Source organism: Burkholderia sp. Bp8963, assembly GCF_003854275.1.
Taxonomy (GTDB): domain Bacteria; phylum Pseudomonadota; class Gammaproteobacteria; order Burkholderiales; family Burkholderiaceae; genus Burkholderia.
In genome coordinates this window covers 227,694-245,667 of the sequence record NZ_QTQP01000004.1, presented here as the reverse complement: position 1 = coordinate 245,667, position 17,974 = coordinate 227,694, and the positions used below count along the sequence as shown (strand labels likewise).

Here is a 17,974-nt window from a genome sequence, read left to right as displayed (position 1 = left end):
TACGCCTCCCCGCTCAACGCCCGGACGGGCCGGTCAGCCCGAACGCCGCGTCGTCCGCGGGCGCCGTACGCGTGTCGTCGCGCAACGGAATGTCGGGCCGCATGAAGAACGTCATCACGATGCCGAGCACGAGCAGTGCGATCGAGCCGGCGAACGGCAGCGTCCAGCTGCCCGTGCGGTCGACGACGAAGCCGAACGCGATCGGCGTGAAGATCCCCGCGATCGCGGAGCCGGCGTTCACGAGGCCGCTCGCGACACCGACGTGCTGCGGCGTGATGTCCATCGGCACCGCCCAGATCGGCCCGATCGTCATCTCGAGAAAGAAGAACGACAGGCTCATCGACATCGCGGTCACGGTCAGCGACTTGACGAACATCACCGGCGCGAGGAACACGAGCGCGCCGACGAACGCGACGATGATCACGTTGCGGCGTGCGGCGACAACGTTCCCGGTGCGCTTCAGCACGCGATCGCTCAGCACGCCGCCCGCCGTGTTGCCGACGACGCCCGACAGGAACACGCCGGCCGAGAAGAACGCGGACTGCTTCAGGTCGAGTCCGCGCCCGTGCATGAAGAAGCTCGGCAGCCATGTGAAGAACAGCCAGCCGGTCCAGCCGTAGCAGAAGTACACGACCATCGTCGGCGCGATGCGTGCGAGAAGCCGCCGCCACGGCGTGCGGGCGCGCGCGTCGGCGCCGGCGTCGCTGCGGGCAGGCGGCAGCTTGGCCGCTTCGTCGTCGGACATGTGGCGGTGCCGGCGCGGATCGTCCGCGAAGTACCACGCGTAGACGATCACCCACACCGCGGTGAGCGCCCCCGCCGCGATGAACGATGCGCGCCACGACGCGAGCGCGACGACCAACGCGACGAGCGGCGGCGTGACCGCATTACCGAGCCGCGAGAACGAATGCGTGAGCCCCTGCACGAAGCCGCGCCGCCCGGCGGGGAACCAGTTGGTCAGCGCGCGGGCCTGCGCGGGCAACGCGGCGCCCTCGCCGACGCCCAGCAGCATGCGGGCGCAGAACAGCGACGCGAGGCCGCCCGCAAGCCCGGTGGCGACGGTCGCGACGATCCAGATGGTCGCGCAGGCGATCAGCGTGCGCTTGGCGCCGTAGCGGTCGCTCGCCCAGCCGCCGAGGACCTGGCAGATCGCGTACGTGTACGCGAACGCCGCGAACACGAGGCCGACGCCGGTGTTGGACAGATGCAGGTCGTCGCGGATCACGCCGGCGGACGCCGACAGGTTCACGCGATCGAGGTACATGATGAACGACATCGCGCACATCAGCGCGAGTATCGACCGACTGACGCGGGGGCGTTGAAACATGGTGTCTCCTCCAGGGGCCGTCGCGCTGCCCCATGGCGGGGTCTCGATGCGCGCCGTCATTCGTGTCACGAATGGCTGGAAAGGAGTGTCGGAGCCGGCCTCGCGAGCGTCTATTGAATTTATGGCATCGGCTGATTGCCTGTGGTTATAAGGCTCGGCGAAACGCCCGCCGCACGGCGCACAAAAACAGCGCGGCGCACAAAAACAAAAAGCCCTCGCGACGGAGGGCTTTTCGTGGATGCCGCGCGGCCGGTGCGGGCCGCGTGGCAAGCGCGCAGGGGATCGCTTACGCGAAGTTCTTCGCGGCGAAATCCCAGTTCACGATGTTCCAGAACGCTTCGACGAACTTCGGACGTGCGTTGCGGTAGTCGATGTAGTACGCGTGTTCCCACACGTCGATCGTCAGCAGTGCCGTGTCGGCCGTCGTCAGCGGCGTTGCCGCGTTGCTCGTCGACACGATGTCGAGCGAACCGTCCGCCTTCTTCACGAGCCATGCCCAGCCCGAGCCGAACGTGCCGACTGCAGCCTTCGTGAACGCTTCCTTGAACGCGTCGTACGAACCCCACTTCGCGTTGATCGCGTCGCCGAGCGCGCCCGTCGGTGCGCCGCCGCCGTTCGGCGACAGGCTGTTCCAGAAGAACGTGTGGTTCCAGATTTGCGCGGCGTTGTTGAAGATACCGCCCGACGACTTCTTCACGATCTCTTCCAGCGACAGGTTTTCGAATTCCGTGCCGGGGATCAGGTTGTTCAGGTTCGTCACATAAGCCTGGTGATGCTTGCCATAGTGGTACTGGATCGTCTCTTGCGAGATGGTCGGCGCAAGTGCGTCTTCAGCGTACGGGAGCGGCGGGAGCGTATGAGCCATGGCGATTCCTTCGTTGAGTATGTAGGGAGGCTGTGTTGAATGCTGCCGAGCGTCCGATTGTAGGCGAGGAAGAATAACCCCGCAAACTCACGGGCCATTTATCCGCGGTATGCGGAAAACCGGCGTTCGCGCAACGTCCGGACAGACGGTGAGCACGAAACGCGCCTGCCCGAGGGATCGATGCGCGGCGCTCGTCCGGTGCCGCCGCGCGCCGCCGCTCCGTCAGAACGTATCCGACAGCCGCGGCTGCACGTCGGCAAGCGACACGTCCGCCGAGCCTTCCGCGAGGTGCACGGTCAGGCGCCGCTGCGGCTTCAGCGCGCTCGGCGCGCGCACCGCACGGCCCGTCTGCGCATCGATCAGTGCCGCATAGCCGCGCTCGAGCGTGCGTTGCGGATTCAGCACCTCGAGCCGCGCCGCACAGGCTGCCACGCGCGCCGTGTCGCGCTCGTGACGGCGCTGCAGCGCGACTGCAAGACGCTGCTCCAGCCCGGCAAGCGTCTGACGCGCCTGCTTCACGTCGGGCCGCGCGCGCTGCCAGCGCAGTTGCGCGAGCGCGAACCGCGCGCGCGCGTCGCGCACGGGCCGCGCGGCCGCGGACGCGAGACGCACCGCGAGCTGCTCGACGTGCGTGCGCTGCCGCTGCAGCCGTTCGGCCGGGCTCACGAGCCGGCGCGCGAGCCAGTCGAGCTGCTGCGCGCGCTGCTCGAGCACGCGGCGCATCCCGCGCGCGAGCGCGCGCTGCCGGTCGCCGACCTCGCGCAGCAGCAGCGCGCGCTGCGGGCTCGCAAGCTCGGCCGCGCCAGTCGGCGTCGGCGCGCGTACATCCGCGGCGAAATCCGCGATCGTGAAATCGGTTTCGTGGCCGACGCCGCTGACGACCGGCAGCTCGCTCGCCGCGATCGCGCGAGCGAGCGCTTCGTCGTTGAACGACCACAGATCCTCGATCGAGCCGCCGCCGCGGCACACGAGCAGCACGTCGACTTCGCGCCGCGCGTTGGCGGTCTCGACCGCCGCGACGAGCTTCTCGGCCGAGCCGGCCCCCTGCACGGGCGCCGGATAGACGATCACCGGAATGTGCGGCGCGCGCCGTGCGAGCGTCGTCAGCACGTCGCGCAGCGCGGCGGCCTGCAGCGACGTGACGATGCCGATCGCGCGCGGATGCGCGGGCAGCGGCCGCTTGCGCTCGGGCGCGAACAGGCCCTCGGCCTCGAGCTGCGCCTTGAGCCGCAGGAACGCCTCGTACAGGCGCCCCTGCCCCGTGCGCCGCACGGCCTCGACGTTGAGCTGCAACTCGCCGCGCGGCTCGTACATCGTAACCACCGCGCGCACCTCGATCCGGTCGCCTTCGCGCGGCGTGAATTCCGCATACTGCGCCCGGCCGCGGAACATCACGCAGCGCATCTGCGCCTGCTGGTCCTTGATCGAGAAATACCAGTGGCCGCTCGCGGCGCGCGTGAAGTTCGACACTTCGCCCGCGACCCACATCGGCGGGAACGAGCGCTCGAGCATCGTGGAAATTGCGCGGTTGAGCACCGAGACGGGGATGACTTCGTCGCCGCCGCGCGCCGCGCCGGGCGCGGCAAAGAAGGAATCGGAAAGCATGGACGATCGGATGATTGCTGGCGGCGACACGATAGTCCGACATCGGCCTGACGTCCAGCGGCACACCTCGCATTGCACAACACGGAAGTGTCCACATTCTGTCATTCGCCTGCAAAAATCCCCGAAAATCTTCGCAAAACGCCAGACAATTGATGCCAACACCTTGATTTTTATAAAGTTTTAAACATTATGGAATGATTCTCATCCGATTCGAGGTCCGCCGGACGGGCGTGTGCGGCCTTCGGCGGCCGGGTTTTTCACAGAGTTATCCACAGGCCCGCCCGATCCGTCCCCGCTGGCGCTGCCGTCCGATGCCGCTTGCCGCGCCAGCGCGGCGCGCGCTAGAGTGCCGCCTTCCGAGAGACCCCGCGGCTCGCGCCGCGATACGGAGAATTCGCCTTGACGACCCCGTTCCACGCCGTGGCGCCTCGCGCGCCGCGCCCCGCCCGATGAGCGCGCCCGGCGGCCCGCTCGCCCGCGTCGAGACGCGTCTCACGCGCGAATGGCAGCGCCGCGGCGCGCTCGCGTGGGCGCTCACACCGTTCGCGTGCGTGTTCGGCCTGTGCGCGGCGCTGCGCCGCACGGCCTATGCGCAAGGCTGGAAGAAGCCGGTCGACGTCGGCGTGCCGGTCGTCGTGGTCGGCAACGTGACCGTCGGCGGCACCGGCAAGACGCCGACCGTGATCGCGCTCGTCGATGCGCTGCGCGCAGCGGGCTTCACGCCCGGCGTCGTGTCGCGGGGCTACGGCGCGAACGTCAGGACGCCGACCGCTGTCACGCCCGCGTCGCGCGCGAACGAGGCCGGCGACGAGCCGCTCCTGATCGCCCGCCGCACCGACGCGCCGGTGTGGGTGTGTCCTGACCGCGTCGCCGCCGCGCACGCGCTGCGCGCCGCACATCCGGACGTCGACGTGATCGTCAGCGACGACGGCCTGCAGCACTACCGCCTCGCACGCACGGTCGAGCTCGTCGTGTTCGATCACCGGCTTGGCGGCAACGGCTTCCTGCTGCCGGCGGGGCCACTGCGCGAACCGCTGTCGCGGCGCCGCGATGCGACGCTCGTCAACGATCCGTACAGCGGTGCGCTGCCACCGTGGCCCGACACGTACGCGCTGAAGCTCGCGCCCGGCGCCGCGTGGCATCTCGACCGGCCGACGCTGCGCCGCCCGCTGTCGCAGTTCGCCGGCGAGCGGGTGCTCGCGGCGGCCGGCATCGGCGCGCCGGAACGCTTCTTCGCGACGCTGCGCGCAGCGGGCCTCGCGCCCGCGACCCGCGCGCTGCCCGACCACTACGCATTCGCGGACAATCCGTTCGTCGACGATCAGGTCGACACGATCCTGATCACCGAGAAGGATGCAGTAAAATTGGGCGCTTCCTGGCGCGACGCTCGAATCTGGGTCGTCCCCGTCGAAGCCGCGCTCGATCCTCGCCTCATTGCCCTCGTTGTGGAGAAACTCCGTGGACGCTCGCCTGCTTGAAATCCTCGTGTGCCCTATTTGCAAAGGCCCGCTCCACTATGACCGTGCTGCGCAGGAACTGATCTGCAACGCCGACAAGCTCGCGTACCCGATCCGCGACGGCATCCCCGTGATGCTCGTCGACGAAGCACGCCAGACCGTCGAAGGCACGCCGGTCGATCCGGCCGGCCGCTGAACCCGGCCCGGGCCTGACACGGGCCGGCGGCCCGGCGGCCCGGCCACCCCGCGCACACGCGTGCGCCGCTTCCTCATACGATTCGCCTGTCCGATGACTCACCCGCAGCCCTTCATCGCCGTCATTCCCGCCCGGCTCGCCTCGACCCGGCTTCCGAACAAGCCGCTCGCCGATCTCGGCGGCAAGCCGATGGTCGTGCGCGTCGCCGAACGGGCGCGCGAAGCGGGCGCGCAGCAGGTACTCGTCGCATCCGATGCGCAGAGCGTGCTCGACGCCGCACGCGACCACGGCTTCGACGCAGTGCTCACGCGCGCCGACCATCCGTCCGGCACCGATCGGCTCGCCGAGGTCGCGGCCGCGTTCGGCTGGAGCGACGACACGGTCGTCGTCAACGTGCAGGGCGACGAGCCGCTGATCGACCCCGAGCTGGTCCGCGACGTAGCGTCGCACCTCGCCGCGCATCCGGCGTGCGCGATCTCGACCGCCGCGCATCCGATCCATGCGGCGGCCGACGTGTTCAACCCGAATATTGTGAAGGTCGCGCTCGACGCGCAGGGCGTCGCGCTGTACTTCTCGCGCGCGCCGATTCCGTGGAGCCGCGACGCATACCAGCCGCACTGGCCAGACGTGTCAGCCATGCCTGCGCCGGCGTTTCCGGTGTATCGGCACATCGGCCTCTATGCGTATCGCGCGCGTTTCCTGCGCACGTATCCGTCGCTCGCGCAGGCGCCGATCGAGCAGGCCGAGCAGCTCGAACAGCTGCGCGCGATGTGGCACGGCGAGCGGATTGCAGTGCTGATCACCGGGCGCGCGCCGGAGGCCGGCATCGACACGCCAGCCGATCTCGCACGCGTGCAGGCCCTTTTTCGGCCGGAATCAAAATAACCCGTGGCATAATCAGGCGATTGTGCGAGCCGTCCGCGATCCGCGCGTGCCCGCTTGACCCCGCCGCGGCCCTTCCGGCAGCCGCGCGTCGCTGAGCCGACGCGCCGCGTCAGACCGGTCCGCCGCGTGCCAGGCAAGCTGCCGCGCACTTCGTCGCCGACGCCTTCGAGCCTCGCCATACGAATCTACATACTGGAGATATCACCATGCGTTTGATCCTGTTGGGCGCGCCCGGCGCGGGAAAGGGCACCCAGGCAAACTTCATCAAGGAAAAATTCGGCATCCCGCAGATCTCGACGGGTGACATGCTGCGCGCGGCCGTGAAGGCCGGCACGCCGCTCGGCGTCGAAGCGAAGGGCTTCATGGACGCCGGCAAGCTCGTCCCGGACGAGCTGATCATCGGCCTCGTCAAGGAGCGCCTGAAGGAAGCGGATTGCGCGAACGGCTACCTGTTCGACGGCTTCCCGCGCACGATCGCGCAGGCCGACGCGATGAAGGATGCCGGCGTCGCGATCGACTACGTGCTCGAAATCGACGTGCCGTTCTCGGAAATCATCGAGCGGATGAGCGGCCGCCGCACGCACCCGGCGTCGGGCCGCACCTATCACGTCAAGTTCAACCCGCCGAAAGTCGAAGGCATCGACGACGTCACGGGCGAACCGCTGATCCAGCGCGACGACGACAAGGAAGAAACTGTCAAGAAGCGTCTCGAAGTGTACGAAGCGCAGACCAAGCCGCTCATCAACTACTACGGAGACTGGGCGCAGCGTGGCGAGGAGAACGGCCTGAAGGCGCCGCAATACCGGAAGATCTCCGGTCTCGGCACCGTCGACGAGATCCGCGACCGTGCGTTCGATGCGCTGAAGTAAGCATCGCGTTCAGTCGAAAAAACCGCCCGCCCCGGGCGGTTTTTTTTCGCGTGCAATTCGCCTTCAGCCCGCCTGCAGCCGATTTGCACGAGCGTTCGCGTTGTACCGGCACACGACCGCACCCCGTACAATCGACTGGCTCGAACCCGTCCGGCCCTGCCCGCCGCACGCACGCAGGTCGCCGGCCCTACGGACCAGCAGCTTTGCACGGGACCAGACCAGGCGCCACGGCGCCAGGTCTCGCCGACAGGAGGCAGTCATGGAGATTCGCGGAAACGTCTTTCTGATCACCGGGGGCGCGTCGGGGCTCGGCGCCGGCACTGCGCGGATGCTCGCGGAGGAAGGCGGCAAGGTCGTGCTCGCCGACCTGAACCAGGAAGCCGGCGAAGCGCTCGCGCGCGAGCTGGGCGGCGTGTTCGTCCGGTGCGATGTCGCGCGCGAGGACGACGCGCAGGCCGCGGTCGATGCGGCGATGCGCGCCGGCACGCTGCGTGGCCTCGTGAACTGCGCGGGCATCGCGCCCGCCGCGAAGACCGTCGGCAAGGACGGCGCGCATCCGCTCGACGTGTTCGCGAGGACGATCAGCGTGAACCTCGTCGGCACGTTCAACATGATCCGCATTGCGGCCGTCGCGATGGCCGCGAACGCGCCGAACGCGGAAGGCGAGCGCGGCGTGGTGATCAGCACCGCGTCGGTCGCGGCGTTCGACGGCCAGATCGGCCAGGCCGCGTATGCGGCATCGAAGGCCGGCGTCGCCGGCATGACGCTGCCGATCGCGCGCGACCTGTCGCGCAGCGGCATCCGCGTGATGACGATCGCACCCGGCCTGTTCGAGACGCCGATGCTGCTCGGCATGCCGAAAGACGTGCAGCACGCGCTCGGCGCGATGGTGCCGTTCCCGCCGCGGCTCGGCAAGCCGGCCGAATATGCGATGCTGGTCCGGCAGATCGTCGAGAACCCGATGCTCAACGGCGAGGTGATCCGCCTCGACGGCGCAATCCGGATGCAGCCGAAATGACCCACGCGGCGCGCAGCTGAAAAAATGCCCGCCACGCGCACACTGCGCAGGGCGGGCGTTTCGCATCCGGCACGGGAAGCGCTGGAACGAGCGCTCAGTCTTCGTCGCCGCGCTGCATCCGCTGACGCAATTCGGTCACCTGCGACTCGACGACCGTCGCGTCTTCCGCGTCGGGCCGCTCGCCCAGATACTGCTCGAGATCCTCGAGCGCCGGCCGCAGGTAGTCGAGCCGCGCATACGCGAAGCCGCGGTCGCGCACCTCGTCGAGCTGGTCCGGCAGCAGGATCACGAGCCGCTGCTGCACCGCGAGCAGCCGCTGCCAGCGTTCCGTCTGCAGATAGATCGTCTTCAGGTTGCGCAGCATCCGCGCGATGATCTCGCGGCTCGTCGCCGGCTGCAGCAGCGCGCGCAACGCGCTGTCCACCGCACCGGCCGCACGGGCGACGTACGGCTCCAGCATCTCGACCATCTCGGCTTCGGACAGCGAATGGCCGTTGGTCGGATCGATGATCAGATCGCCGTCCGACAGCGTGACGCGCAGCAGGAAATGGCCGGGAAACGACACGCCGCGCGCCGGCACGCCGATCTGCTCGGCCAGCTCGATGTACAGCACCGACAGCGAGATCGGGATCCCGCGCCGCCGCCTCAGCACGACGTTCAGGTGGCTGTTGTCGGGATCGTAGTAGTCGTTGTGATTGCAGGCGAAGCCGAGCTCGCGGAAGAAGAACTCGTTCAGCGCGGCGATCCGGTCCTTCAGGCCGGCGTCGGCGCCGAAGCGCCGGCGCAGCCTTGCGGCGAGCATGTCGAGCTCGGCGAGCGTGCCCTGCAGGTCAAGATCCGGGTACGCATCCTGCGCAAGCGACAGCGCGGCCTCGGTGACCGGCAGGCTGTCGTCTTCCGCGACGAGCGTACTGAAGTAATCGAGGACCCGGGTCATTGTGGTCGTCACTTGGCGCGCCTTCTGAAGTAAGCGTATTTGAAGCCCATCACCGACAACATACCGAAATATAGTGCAGCGAACAGCACGAGGCACGCGGCCATCAGTGCGATGCGCGCGAGCGGCTGCACGCGCAGCCCGGTCCAGTCGAAGTTGACCGCGAACCAGTGCATCGTGCCGGCGAGCACGAGGGCCGCGCCGACGAGCTGCGTGAAGAAGCGCAGCCAGCCCTCCGACGGCTCGTAGATGCCGCGCCGCCGCAGGCCGATGAACAGCAGCAGCGAGTTCAGGCACGCGCCGACGCCGATGCTGAGCGTGAGGCCCGCATGGCCGATCAGCGGCACGAACACGTAGTTCGACAACTGCGTGACGACGAGCACGCCGATCGCGATCTTCACCGGCGTCTTGATGTCCTGCTTCGCATAGAAGCCCGGCGCGAGAATCTTGATCAGGATGATGCCGACGAGCCCGATCCCGTAGGTCGCGAGCGCGCGCGCGACCATCGTGACGGTATGCGCGTCGAACTTGCCGTAGTTGAACAGCGTCGCGGTGAGCGGCTCCGCGAAGAAGAACAGCGCGAGCGCGCTCGGCGCGGCGAGCAGGAACGTGACGCGCAGCCCCCAGTCGAGCAGCGCCGAATATTCGGTCGCATCCGCGTCGACGTGCGCCTTCGACAGGCTCGGCAGCAGGATCGTGCCGAGCGCGACGCCGAGCAGCGCGGTCGGGAACTCCATCAGCCGGTCCGCATAGTTGATCCACGACACCGCGCCCTGCCCGAGCCGCGACGCGATGTTGGTGTTGATGATCAGCGACAGCTGCGCGACCGACACCGCGAAGGTCGCCGGCACCATCTTCGCGAGCACGCGCTTCACGCCCCGATGCCGCAGCGCACGCATCGGATTGAGGCCGATCAGCGGCACCATGTCGATCTTCTTCAGGCCCGGCAGCTGCACGATGAACTGCAGCACCCCGCCCGCGATCACCGCCCACGCAAGCGCATACACGGGCACCTTCAGGTGCGGCGCGACGAACACGGCCGCGACGATAAACGCGACGTTGAGCAGCACCGGCGCGAATGCGGGCAGCGAAAAGCTCTTGTACGTGTTCAGCACGCCGGACGCGAGCGTCGTCAACGAGATGAACACGATGTACGGGAACATGATGCGCGTCATCGTGACGGCAAGCGGAAACGCCTGGCCGTCGGTGCGCAAGCCGGACGCGACCGCGAACACGACCCACGTCGCGCCGGCGATGCCGACGACCGACAGCACGGCGAGCGCCCACGCAAGCACGGTCGACATCGCGTCGACGAGCGCCTTCGTCGCGTCGTGCCCCTGCTGGTTCTTGAACTCGGCAAGGATCGGCACGAACGCCTGCGAGAACGCGCCTTCCGCGGACAGGCGACGCAACAGGTTCGGAATGCGGAACGCGACGTAGAACGCGTCGGTATATTGACTGGCACCGAACGCTCGCGCGATCAGCGTCTCACGGGCCAGTCCGGTCACGCGCGACAGCAGCGTGAAGCCGCTGACCGTCAGCAGGGCTCGGAATAGATTCATGGGGCGCTTATTATACGGACGTTGCGTGGCGCGGCACGGCCGATCGCGGAAAAGGACGCCCGCGACACCCGCCCGCTTCCGCATCCGACGCCAAACTTGCCACACGCTTGATTTTGTTGCTATAATCGCCGGTTTCTGAGCCTGTTACATGCGCGGCACCTGCCGTTTCCGTGTCCGGGCCTCGGATAAAACCAACGTTTTTTTTGCGCCCCTGGGCAATCGTTCTCAGGGGACGGATCGAAAAACAGCGCTTGGCCGTCAGGCTCCAAGCTCTGGAAACAGGACAGGATAAGGAACCGTCATGGCTAACTCCGCACAAGCACGCAAGCGCGCCCGCCAGGCCGCGAAGGCAAACTCGCACAACTCGGCGCTGCGCTCGAAATTCCGTACCGCGATCAAGGCCGTTCGCAAGGCTGTTGACGCCGGCGACCAGGCAAAGGCTGCCGAGCTGTTCAAGGCTGCCGTGAAGACGATCGACACGATCGCCGACAAGAAGATCGTTCACAAGAACAAGGCCGCTCGCAGCAAGAGCCGCCTCGCCGCAGCCGTCAAGGGCCTGCAGGCAGCAGCGTAACTCCGGTGTGCCCGCCTCACGCGGGCGCTCCTGTTTCCTGCGATCAACAAAAAGCCCGCATTCGCGGGCTTTTTGTTTTGCATCGTCCGCCGCCGGCGAGGCCGTGGCGGCATGAACCGGACGGGCGCGGCAGGCGCCCGGCAGCTCAGCTCTTGTTGTTCGCGTAGTCGGGCAATTCGCACGCCTCGGTGACGACGAGGTGGTTGTCCTTCGCGAAGTTCATCACGAAATCGAACGCCATCGGCTCGACGTCGCGCAGACGGGAATCGAGAATCACGCATTTGGTGTCGCCGAGCATCGTCGGACGCACGTACAGCGAATACTTGAGCCTGGCGTTCGGCCCGCTTGCTCCCGGCCCGAAACAGGACATCACACCAGCAAGACGCTCCGACCAGTCGCTCGGGCGAAATTTTTTGCCATCTTTCGTGATGCCCTGGATGAAGTATTCGGTCGGAGGGGTTTCAGCCATGTGGTTACCCAAGTGACGGCCCGGCGATGCGCAGGCAACGGCGCCTGGGCACGCAAACACAAAGCAGGCATGACGCCGGTGACGTCCGCGCGCACCCGCAGGCGGGGGGGACGGCACGATTCCCGGCACGCCGCACCGGTTTTGTGCAGCGCACAGCTTGTGTCCGGCAGCGCGTGTGTGAGGCTTGCCTGCCGGGCTGGAGAAAACTTTTGGATTATACCGCAGCGCGCCATTGCGCGTCGTCTCGCGCCCCCTGCTCCGCCACCGTCGGGCGCACGCGGCAATCCATCCCCGTTATCTGGCCCGGCTCGTCAAAGCACAGAAAATCCTTTATGCTGCTTTGAAGTTATCCACATCCGACGGTGGCGCCGTCCGGCCCCGGCGGCCGGGTAGAACCCGCCGCATTTCGTTTCATGACCGCCAAAACCATTCGTCACTACCTGCAGTTCAAGGATTTCTCGCTGGAAGACTACGAGTACGTGCTCGAACGCACGGGAATCCTGAAGCGCAAGTTCAAGAACTACGAGACCTACCATCCGCTGCACGACCGCACGCTCGCGATGATCTTCGAGAAGAGCTCGACGCGCACGCGCCTGTCGTTCGAGGCCGGGATCTTCCAGCTCGGCGGCCACGCCGTCTTCATGAGCACCCGCGACACGCAGCTCGGCCGCGGCGAGCCGGTCGAGGATTCCGCGCAAGTCATCTCGCGGATGGTCGACATCATCATGATCCGCACGTTCGAGCAGGAGATCATCCAGCGCTTCGCGGAAAACTCCCGCGTGCCGGTGATCAACGGCCTGACCAACGAATACCATCCGTGCCAGGTGCTCGCCGACATCTTCACGTACTACGAGCATCGCGGCCCAATTCGCGGCAAGACGGTCGCGTGGGTCGGCGATGCGAACAACATGCTGTACACGTGGATCCAGGCCGCGCAGATCCTCGGCTTCAAGCTGCGCCTGTCGACGCCGCCGGGCTACGGGCTCGACATGAAGCTCGTCGCGCCGGAGAGCGCGCCGTTCTATGAAGTCGTCGACGATCCGAACGAAGTGTGCAAGGGCGCCGATCTCGTGACGACCGACGTGTGGACGAGCATGGGCTTCGAGGCCGAGAACGACGCGCGCAAGCAGGCGTTCGCCGACTGGTGCGTCGACGAGGAGATGATGGGCCACGCGAGCCCCGATGCCCTCTTCATGCACTGCCTGCCCGCACACCGCGGCGAGGAAGTGACGGCCGGCGTGATCGACGGCCCGCAGAGCGTCGTCTGGGACGAGGCGGAAAACCGCCTGCACGTGCAGAAGGCGCTGATGGAATTCCTGCTGCTCGGCCGGCTGAAGCACTGACCCCGGGCACTGCCTGGGCTCTGCTTGGGCACGGGCTGACGAAGAAAAGCGCCGATCGACGATCGGCGCTTTTTCATTTGCCCGCCGGCTTCGGCACGCACGACGATCGGCCGCACGAACCGGCCGCGCGCGTCGTGCGGCTTCGCGTCAGCCCGTCACGGGCTGCGTGGCGGCAAAGCTCGGCCGCGCCCGTATCGCCGCCTGTGCGCGCTCGATGTTCCGATACTTCTTCAACAGCTCGGCGCCCTCGGGGAACATGCCGACGTAAGCGAGAATCGGCGCGAGGAACAGATCCGCCATCGACAGCGCCGAGCCGACCAGATAGTCGCGATCGCCGTACGCCGCGTCGAACACCTGCAGCTGCTTGTCGATATCGGGCAGCGCCCCGTCGATCACCGCGTGATCGGGCTGGCCGTTCTCGCCCTTCGGGAACACGTACTGCAGCACATAGCGGCGCACCATCGCGTCGTACGCATGGCAGTTGACCAGGCTGATCCACTGCTCGCCGCGTGCGTGCGCGGTCACGCCCCATTGCGGCAGCAGGCTCGGGCCATCGAACGCTTCGTCGAGGTAGCCGACGATCGCCCGGGTTTCGTAGAACTCGATCGGCCCGTCGCTGAATGCCGGAATGCGGCCGAACGGGTTGTGCGCGAGCACTTCCGGCGAATGCGGCGGCAGCGATTCGAGCGTGTAGGCGACGCCCTTCTCCGCGAGCGCCATCCGCACCGTGCGGACATACGTGCTGCGCGGATCGCCGAACACGCGCACCGTTCCCGCGCTGCCCTCCGGGTCCAGCAGGTCGCTGAGCCGGTTGAACACCGACTGCCAGCCGCCCAGGTGCGAATCGCGCTCCTGCGCGCTCGGGAAACCGCTGTGACGCATGTGCAGGTGCGTGCCGCCGTCCTGGTCGGTGAGCGTGACCTCGATCAGCGTCTTGAGCTCGGGCGGCATCGCGCCCGCCTCCCACGCCCACGTGTAGGCCAGAAAATCGACGCGGTCGACCTTCTGGTACTCGCCGCCCGCGATGTGCCGCGAACCGTCGCGCCCGCCCATCACGATCCGGTACTTGCCGCCGACCCGTGCGTCGGCACTCGCTTCGACCACACTCATCCCGCGCGGGCAATGCCAGGCCGCCAGCGCGGTCTCGCTGGTGAACGCGTCGAACACGCGTTCGCGCGGCGCGCGGATGAAGCGGTCCATTTCCAGATGAAACGACGCTGCTTGACTCATGGCTTCTCCTCCGGGGACGGAGCGGGTGGACAGGCGTCGCCGGCGTCGCGCTCCGCGCCCGACTGTTCGACGAACACCTTCAGACGATCGAGACTGTCTTCCCAGAACTGGCGATAGGTTTCGAGCCAGCCGTGCGCATCGCGCATCCCGTCGGCGCGCAGCCGGCAGATCCGCCAGCGCGCATCGACTTCCCGTTCGATCAGCCCCGCGTCGGACAGCACGCGCAAGTGCTTCGAAATCGCCGGCGCGGAAATGTCGAACGGCCGGGCCAGTTCGCTGACGGGCGCCGCGCCGTCGGCCAGCCGCACCAGGATAGCGCGGCGGGTCGGGTCGGCCAGTGCGGCGAACACCGCGGACAGGGAATCGGATGGGGATCGCATGTCCTCATTTAACTTCAAGGTTAAATGAGAGTCAAGGATGAGGTGCGCACCGCGAACGCGACGATGATGGGGACGGATTGGCAGCAGCACGGAACGGCATCCGCGCGCGCTGCCGTTACGCGTGCGTGGCGGTCCGGCTCACAGACACACCGGCTCCGGCTCCAGCTCGACGCCGAACTTCGCGAACACGTCGCTCTGGATCGCACGGGCGAGCGCGATCACGTCCGCGCCCGTCGCGCCGCCGCGATTGACGAGCACGAGCGCCTGGCGGTCGTGCACGGCCGCGGCGCCGAGTGCGCGCCCCTTCCAGCCGCTGCGGTCGATCAGCCAGCCGGCCGCGAGCTTCACCTGCCCGTCCGGCTGCGGATACGACACGACGTCGGGCACGCGTGCGCGCAGCGCGTCGAACTGCGCGGCATCGATCACCGGATTCTTGAAGAAGCTGCCCGCGTTGCCGAGCGCGAGCGGATCGGGCAGCTTCGCGCGGCGGATCGCGACCACGGCATCGAACACGTCGCGCGGTGTCGCCGCCGCCTGCGCGATGCCGCGCGCGTCGAGTTCGCGCGTGACGTCCGCATAGCCGAGCCGCGGCGTCCAGTGCTTCGGCAGCCGGAACGTCACCGACACGATCGCGAACCGCGCGCGGCCTTCCCGCTTGAAGAAGCTGTCGCGATAGCCGAACGCGCAGCGCGCGGCATCGAAGCGTTCGCTGCGCCCGGTTGCGAGCTCGACGGCGACGAGCGAATCGAAATACGTCTTCATTTCGAGCCCGTACGCGCCGATGTTCTGGATCGGCGCGGCGCCGACCGTGCCGGGAATCAGCGCGAGGTTCTCGAGACCCGCCATCCCGTGCTCGAGTGTCCACGCGACGAACGCGTGCCAGTTTTCGCCGCCGCCTGCCTCGACGTACCACGCGTCGTCGTCGTCGCGCACGACCCGGCGGCCGGCGATCTCGTCGAGCAGCACGAGGCCGTCGAAGTCGCGCGTGAACACGACGTTGCTGCCGCCGCCGAGCACCAGCCGCGGCAGACTGGCGACACGTGCATCGCGATGCAGCGCCGCGAACTGGTCCGCGTGCGTTACGCGCGCTGCAAACCGCGTGTTCACGTCGAAGCCGAACGTGTTGTGCGCGGCGAGCGGATGGTCGGGAAGCAACGTCAGGGTGGAGTCGGCAGCAAGCATCGGCAATCGCGGTCGGACGTGCCCGGACCTGCCCGGCGGCGTGCGGCCGGCCTTGGGCAAACGAAGGGGCATCGGTAGAATGGCAAACAGTCCGCAATTATAGCGAGTGCCCGCGCGCAAGCCGGGCACGCGCGTTTTACAGGGAGAAAGCCATGCCATCGTTCGACGTCGTCAGCGAAGCGAACATGATCGAAGTGAAGAACGCCATCGAACAGTCGAACAAGGAAATTTCGACGCGCTTCGACTTCAAGGGGTCCGACGCACGCGTCGAGCAAAAGGAACGCGAGCTGACGCTGTTCGCCGACGACGACTTCAAGCTCGGCCAGGTCAAGGACGTGCTGATCAACAAGCTGGCCAAGCGCAACGTCGACGTGCGCTTCCTCGACTACGGCAAGGTCGAGAAGATCGGCGGCGACAAGGTCAAGCAGGTCGTGACGGTCAAGAAGGGCGTGACGGGCGATCTCGCGAAGAAGATCGTGCGGCTCGTCAAGGACAGCAAGATCAAGGTGCAGGCGAGCATCCAGGGCGACGCGGTGCGCGTGTCGGGCACCAAGCGCGACGACCTGCAGAGCGTGATCGCGATGCTGCGCAAGGACGTGACCGACACCCCGCTCGACTTCAACAACTTCCGCGACTGATCGATCGCGTGATGCCGCCGGGCTGCGCAATGCGCCCGGCGCGCCGCTTCGGGCGGCTCTGGCCCGCTTCGGCCCGCTTTGGCTTGTTTCGGCTTGTTTCGGCCTGCTGCGTCAGGCTTTCCCGCCGTCCTGCGCGTTGCCGTTCGCGGCCGCCTTCTTCTTGTCGCCGATCCGGCTTTCCTGCCCCGCGAGCAACTTCGAGATGTTGCTGCGGTGACGCCACACGAGCAGCACGCTCATCGCGAGCACCGCCCAAGCGACGGGGTTGTGGTGCGTGCCGAACAGGAACACGTCGAACAGCGGCGCGAACACTGCCGCGACGAGCGCCGCGAGCGACGAGTAGCGGAAGAAGAACGCGATGATGAGCCAGGTCAGCGCGGTCGCCAGCCCGAGCACCGGATGCACGGCGAGCAGCACGCCGGCCGCGGTCGCGACGCCCTTGCCGCCCTTGAAGCGGAAGAACACCGGATACAGGTGACCGAGGAACACGGCGATCGCGACGCACGCGATCGCGACATCGGGCAGGCCGATGCGCCGCGCGAGCCAGACGGCGATCCAGCCCTTGAACGCGTCGCCGACGAGCGTCAGGATCGCCGCCTTCTTGTTGCCGCTGCGCAGCACGTTGGTGGCGCCGGGATTCTTCGACCCGTACGAGCGGGGATCGGCCAGGCCCATCGCGGCGCTGACGACGACGGCAAACGACACCGAGCCGACCAGGTAGGCAATGAGGGTGGCGAGCAGGATCTGCATGCGGAAGACTCTTCTTTGAACGTATCGATGGACGAACAGCGGCACGGCCGCGGAATGTTGGCAACACCGTGGCGGCAAGCCGAAGCGGCGCTCATTCTACCGAAGCGGCGCTCACTGCCACGAAGGTGAAACCCTCAGTCGACGCTCGCGCACTGCACGGGCTTCGCGTCGAGCAGCGTCGTCAGCACGGCCGGCGCGATGCTGACGAGATAGCCGCGGCGGCCGCCATTCAGGTAGATCGTCGGCAGCTCGAGGATCGTCGACTCGACGAACACGGGTATCGCCTTGCGGGTGCCGAACGGCGACGTACCGCCGACGAGATAGCCCGAATGGCGGTTCGCGACCTCCGGCTTGCACGGCTCGACGCGTTTCACGCCGATCTGCCGCGCGAGGTTCTTCGTCGACACCGTGCGATCGCCGTGCATCAGCACGATCAACGGTTTCGCCTGTTCGTCCTCCATCACGAGCGTCTTCACGACGATGTGCTCGTCGACGCCGAGCTGGCGTGCGGATTCACCGGTGCCGCCGTGCTCGACGTAGTCATACGGATGCTCGCCGAACTCAACGCCGTGGCGGCGCAACAGCTGGGTCGCGGGTGTTTCGGACACGTGTCTGGATTTGCTCATGGCGGCATTCTAATGGGGAACGGCTGGCGACGCGTAACGCGCAGCGGGCAGCGGGACGGGTGAC

19 protein-coding genes are annotated in these 17,974 nt (G+C 67.3%); 8 read left to right on the top strand and 11 right to left on the bottom strand.

Translation table 11 applies throughout. From position 1 onward, the window contains the following. Positions 1-13: 13 nt before the first annotated feature. From DID96_RS05675 to xseA, 3 genes are all read right to left on the bottom strand, one after another. Complete coding sequence (locus DID96_RS05675) at positions 14-1,327, bottom strand: MFS transporter (protein WP_124598275.1); 1,314 nt, start codon at positions 1,325-1,327, stop codon at positions 14-16. 286 nt (positions 1,328-1,613) lie between these two features. Next, a complete protein-coding gene (sodB, locus tag DID96_RS05670) occupies positions 1,614-2,192 on the bottom strand; it encodes a superoxide dismutase [Fe] (protein WP_124598274.1) in 579 nt (192 codons plus the stop codon). 222 nt (positions 2,193-2,414) lie between these two features. Then, positions 2,415-3,797: an exodeoxyribonuclease VII large subunit gene (gene xseA / locus DID96_RS05665; RefSeq protein ID WP_124598273.1), complete on the bottom strand. Its 1,383-nt coding sequence runs from the start codon at positions 3,795-3,797 to the stop codon at positions 2,415-2,417. Between the two features lie 449 nt (positions 3,798-4,246). On the opposite strand from xseA, the gene lpxK reads away from it, so the two are divergent. The 5 genes from lpxK (at position 4,247) to DID96_RS05640 (ending at position 8,222) form a co-directional block, all read left to right on the top strand. Next, positions 4,247-5,275 (top strand): tetraacyldisaccharide 4'-kinase, encoded by a 1,029-nt coding sequence (lpxK, locus tag DID96_RS05660; protein WP_124598272.1) that lies wholly within the window; start codon positions 4,247-4,249, stop codon positions 5,273-5,275. Beyond that, a complete protein-coding gene (locus DID96_RS05655; RefSeq protein WP_010090898.1) occupies positions 5,256-5,450 on the top strand; it encodes a Trm112 family protein in 195 nt (64 codons plus the stop codon). The genes lpxK and DID96_RS05655 overlap by 20 nt, the downstream gene beginning before the upstream one ends. Positions 5,451-5,543: 93 nt before the next feature. Beyond that, on the top strand, positions 5,544-6,335 hold the full coding sequence (gene kdsB / locus DID96_RS05650; protein ID WP_124598271.1) for a 3-deoxy-manno-octulosonate cytidylyltransferase: 792 nt from the start codon (positions 5,544-5,546) through the stop codon (positions 6,333-6,335). A 206-nt stretch (positions 6,336-6,541) separates the two neighbouring features. Then, a complete protein-coding gene (gene adk / locus DID96_RS05645) occupies positions 6,542-7,204 on the top strand; it encodes an adenylate kinase (protein WP_124598270.1) in 663 nt (220 codons plus the stop codon). Positions 7,205-7,463: 259 nt separating this feature from the next. Beyond that, positions 7,464-8,222 (top strand): SDR family NAD(P)-dependent oxidoreductase, encoded by a 759-nt coding sequence (locus DID96_RS05640; protein WP_124598269.1) that lies wholly within the window; start codon positions 7,464-7,466, stop codon positions 8,220-8,222. 94 nt (positions 8,223-8,316) lie between these two features. On the opposite strand, the gene DID96_RS05635 is transcribed toward DID96_RS05640, so the two are convergent. Then, positions 8,317-9,159 (bottom strand): SirB1 family protein, encoded by an 843-nt coding sequence (locus tag DID96_RS05635; protein ID WP_124598294.1) that lies wholly within the window; start codon positions 9,157-9,159, stop codon positions 8,317-8,319. An 8-nt stretch (positions 9,160-9,167) separates the two neighbouring features. Then, positions 9,168-10,718 carry a murein biosynthesis integral membrane protein MurJ gene (gene murJ, locus DID96_RS05630; protein ID WP_124598268.1) on the bottom strand — a complete coding sequence of 517 codons (1,551 nt, stop codon included), beginning with the start codon at positions 10,716-10,718 and terminating at the stop codon, positions 9,168-9,170. A gap of 301 nt (positions 10,719-11,019) precedes the next feature. Between murJ and rpsT the strand changes: the two genes are divergently transcribed. Beyond that, positions 11,020-11,292 (top strand): 30S ribosomal protein S20, encoded by a 273-nt coding sequence (rpsT, locus tag DID96_RS05625; RefSeq protein ID WP_006398494.1) that lies wholly within the window; start codon positions 11,020-11,022, stop codon positions 11,290-11,292. A 145-nt stretch (positions 11,293-11,437) separates the two neighbouring features. Here rpsT and DID96_RS05620 read toward each other — a convergent pair whose 3' ends face one another. Next, entirely contained in the window at positions 11,438-11,761 is a 324-nt protein-coding gene (locus tag DID96_RS05620) for a DUF3579 domain-containing protein (RefSeq protein ID WP_124598267.1), read from the bottom strand. A 413-nt stretch (positions 11,762-12,174) separates the two neighbouring features. Between DID96_RS05620 and argF the strand changes: the two genes are divergently transcribed. Further along, positions 12,175-13,104 (top strand): ornithine carbamoyltransferase, encoded by a 930-nt coding sequence (gene argF, locus DID96_RS05615; RefSeq protein ID WP_124598266.1) that lies wholly within the window; start codon positions 12,175-12,177, stop codon positions 13,102-13,104. 147 nt (positions 13,105-13,251) lie between these two features. Here argF and DID96_RS05610 read toward each other — a convergent pair whose 3' ends face one another. The 3 genes from DID96_RS05610 to murB all read right to left on the bottom strand — a co-directional run bounded on the left by DID96_RS05610 (position 13,252) and on the right by murB (position 15,896). Continuing rightward, positions 13,252-14,334, bottom strand: a complete 1,083-nt coding sequence (locus tag DID96_RS05610) for an SRPBCC domain-containing protein (RefSeq protein ID WP_124598265.1) — start codon at positions 14,332-14,334, stop codon at positions 13,252-13,254. Next, entirely contained in the window at positions 14,331-14,714 is a 384-nt protein-coding gene (locus tag DID96_RS05605; RefSeq protein ID WP_124598293.1) for a helix-turn-helix transcriptional regulator, read from the bottom strand. The genes DID96_RS05610 and DID96_RS05605 overlap by 4 nt, the downstream gene beginning before the upstream one ends. A gap of 138 nt (positions 14,715-14,852) precedes the next feature. Next, a complete protein-coding gene (murB, locus tag DID96_RS05600) occupies positions 14,853-15,896 on the bottom strand; it encodes a UDP-N-acetylmuramate dehydrogenase (protein WP_124598264.1) in 1,044 nt (347 codons plus the stop codon). Positions 15,897-16,048: 152 nt separating this feature from the next. Here murB and DID96_RS05595 point away from each other — a divergent pair, with 152 nt between their 5' ends. Continuing rightward, on the top strand, positions 16,049-16,534 hold the full coding sequence (locus DID96_RS05595; protein WP_124598263.1) for a YajQ family cyclic di-GMP-binding protein: 486 nt from the start codon (positions 16,049-16,051) through the stop codon (positions 16,532-16,534). Between the two features lie 111 nt (positions 16,535-16,645). On the opposite strand, the gene plsY is transcribed toward DID96_RS05595, so the two are convergent. Next, entirely contained in the window at positions 16,646-17,284 is a 639-nt protein-coding gene (plsY, locus tag DID96_RS05590) for a glycerol-3-phosphate 1-O-acyltransferase PlsY (RefSeq protein ID WP_124598262.1), read from the bottom strand. 134 nt (positions 17,285-17,418) lie between these two features. Next, the gene (gene ybaK / locus DID96_RS05585) at positions 17,419-17,910 is read right to left on the bottom strand and encodes a Cys-tRNA(Pro) deacylase (RefSeq protein WP_124598261.1); all 492 of its coding nucleotides are present in this window, start codon (positions 17,908-17,910) and stop codon (positions 17,419-17,421) included. Positions 17,911-17,974: the final 64 nt, after the last annotated feature.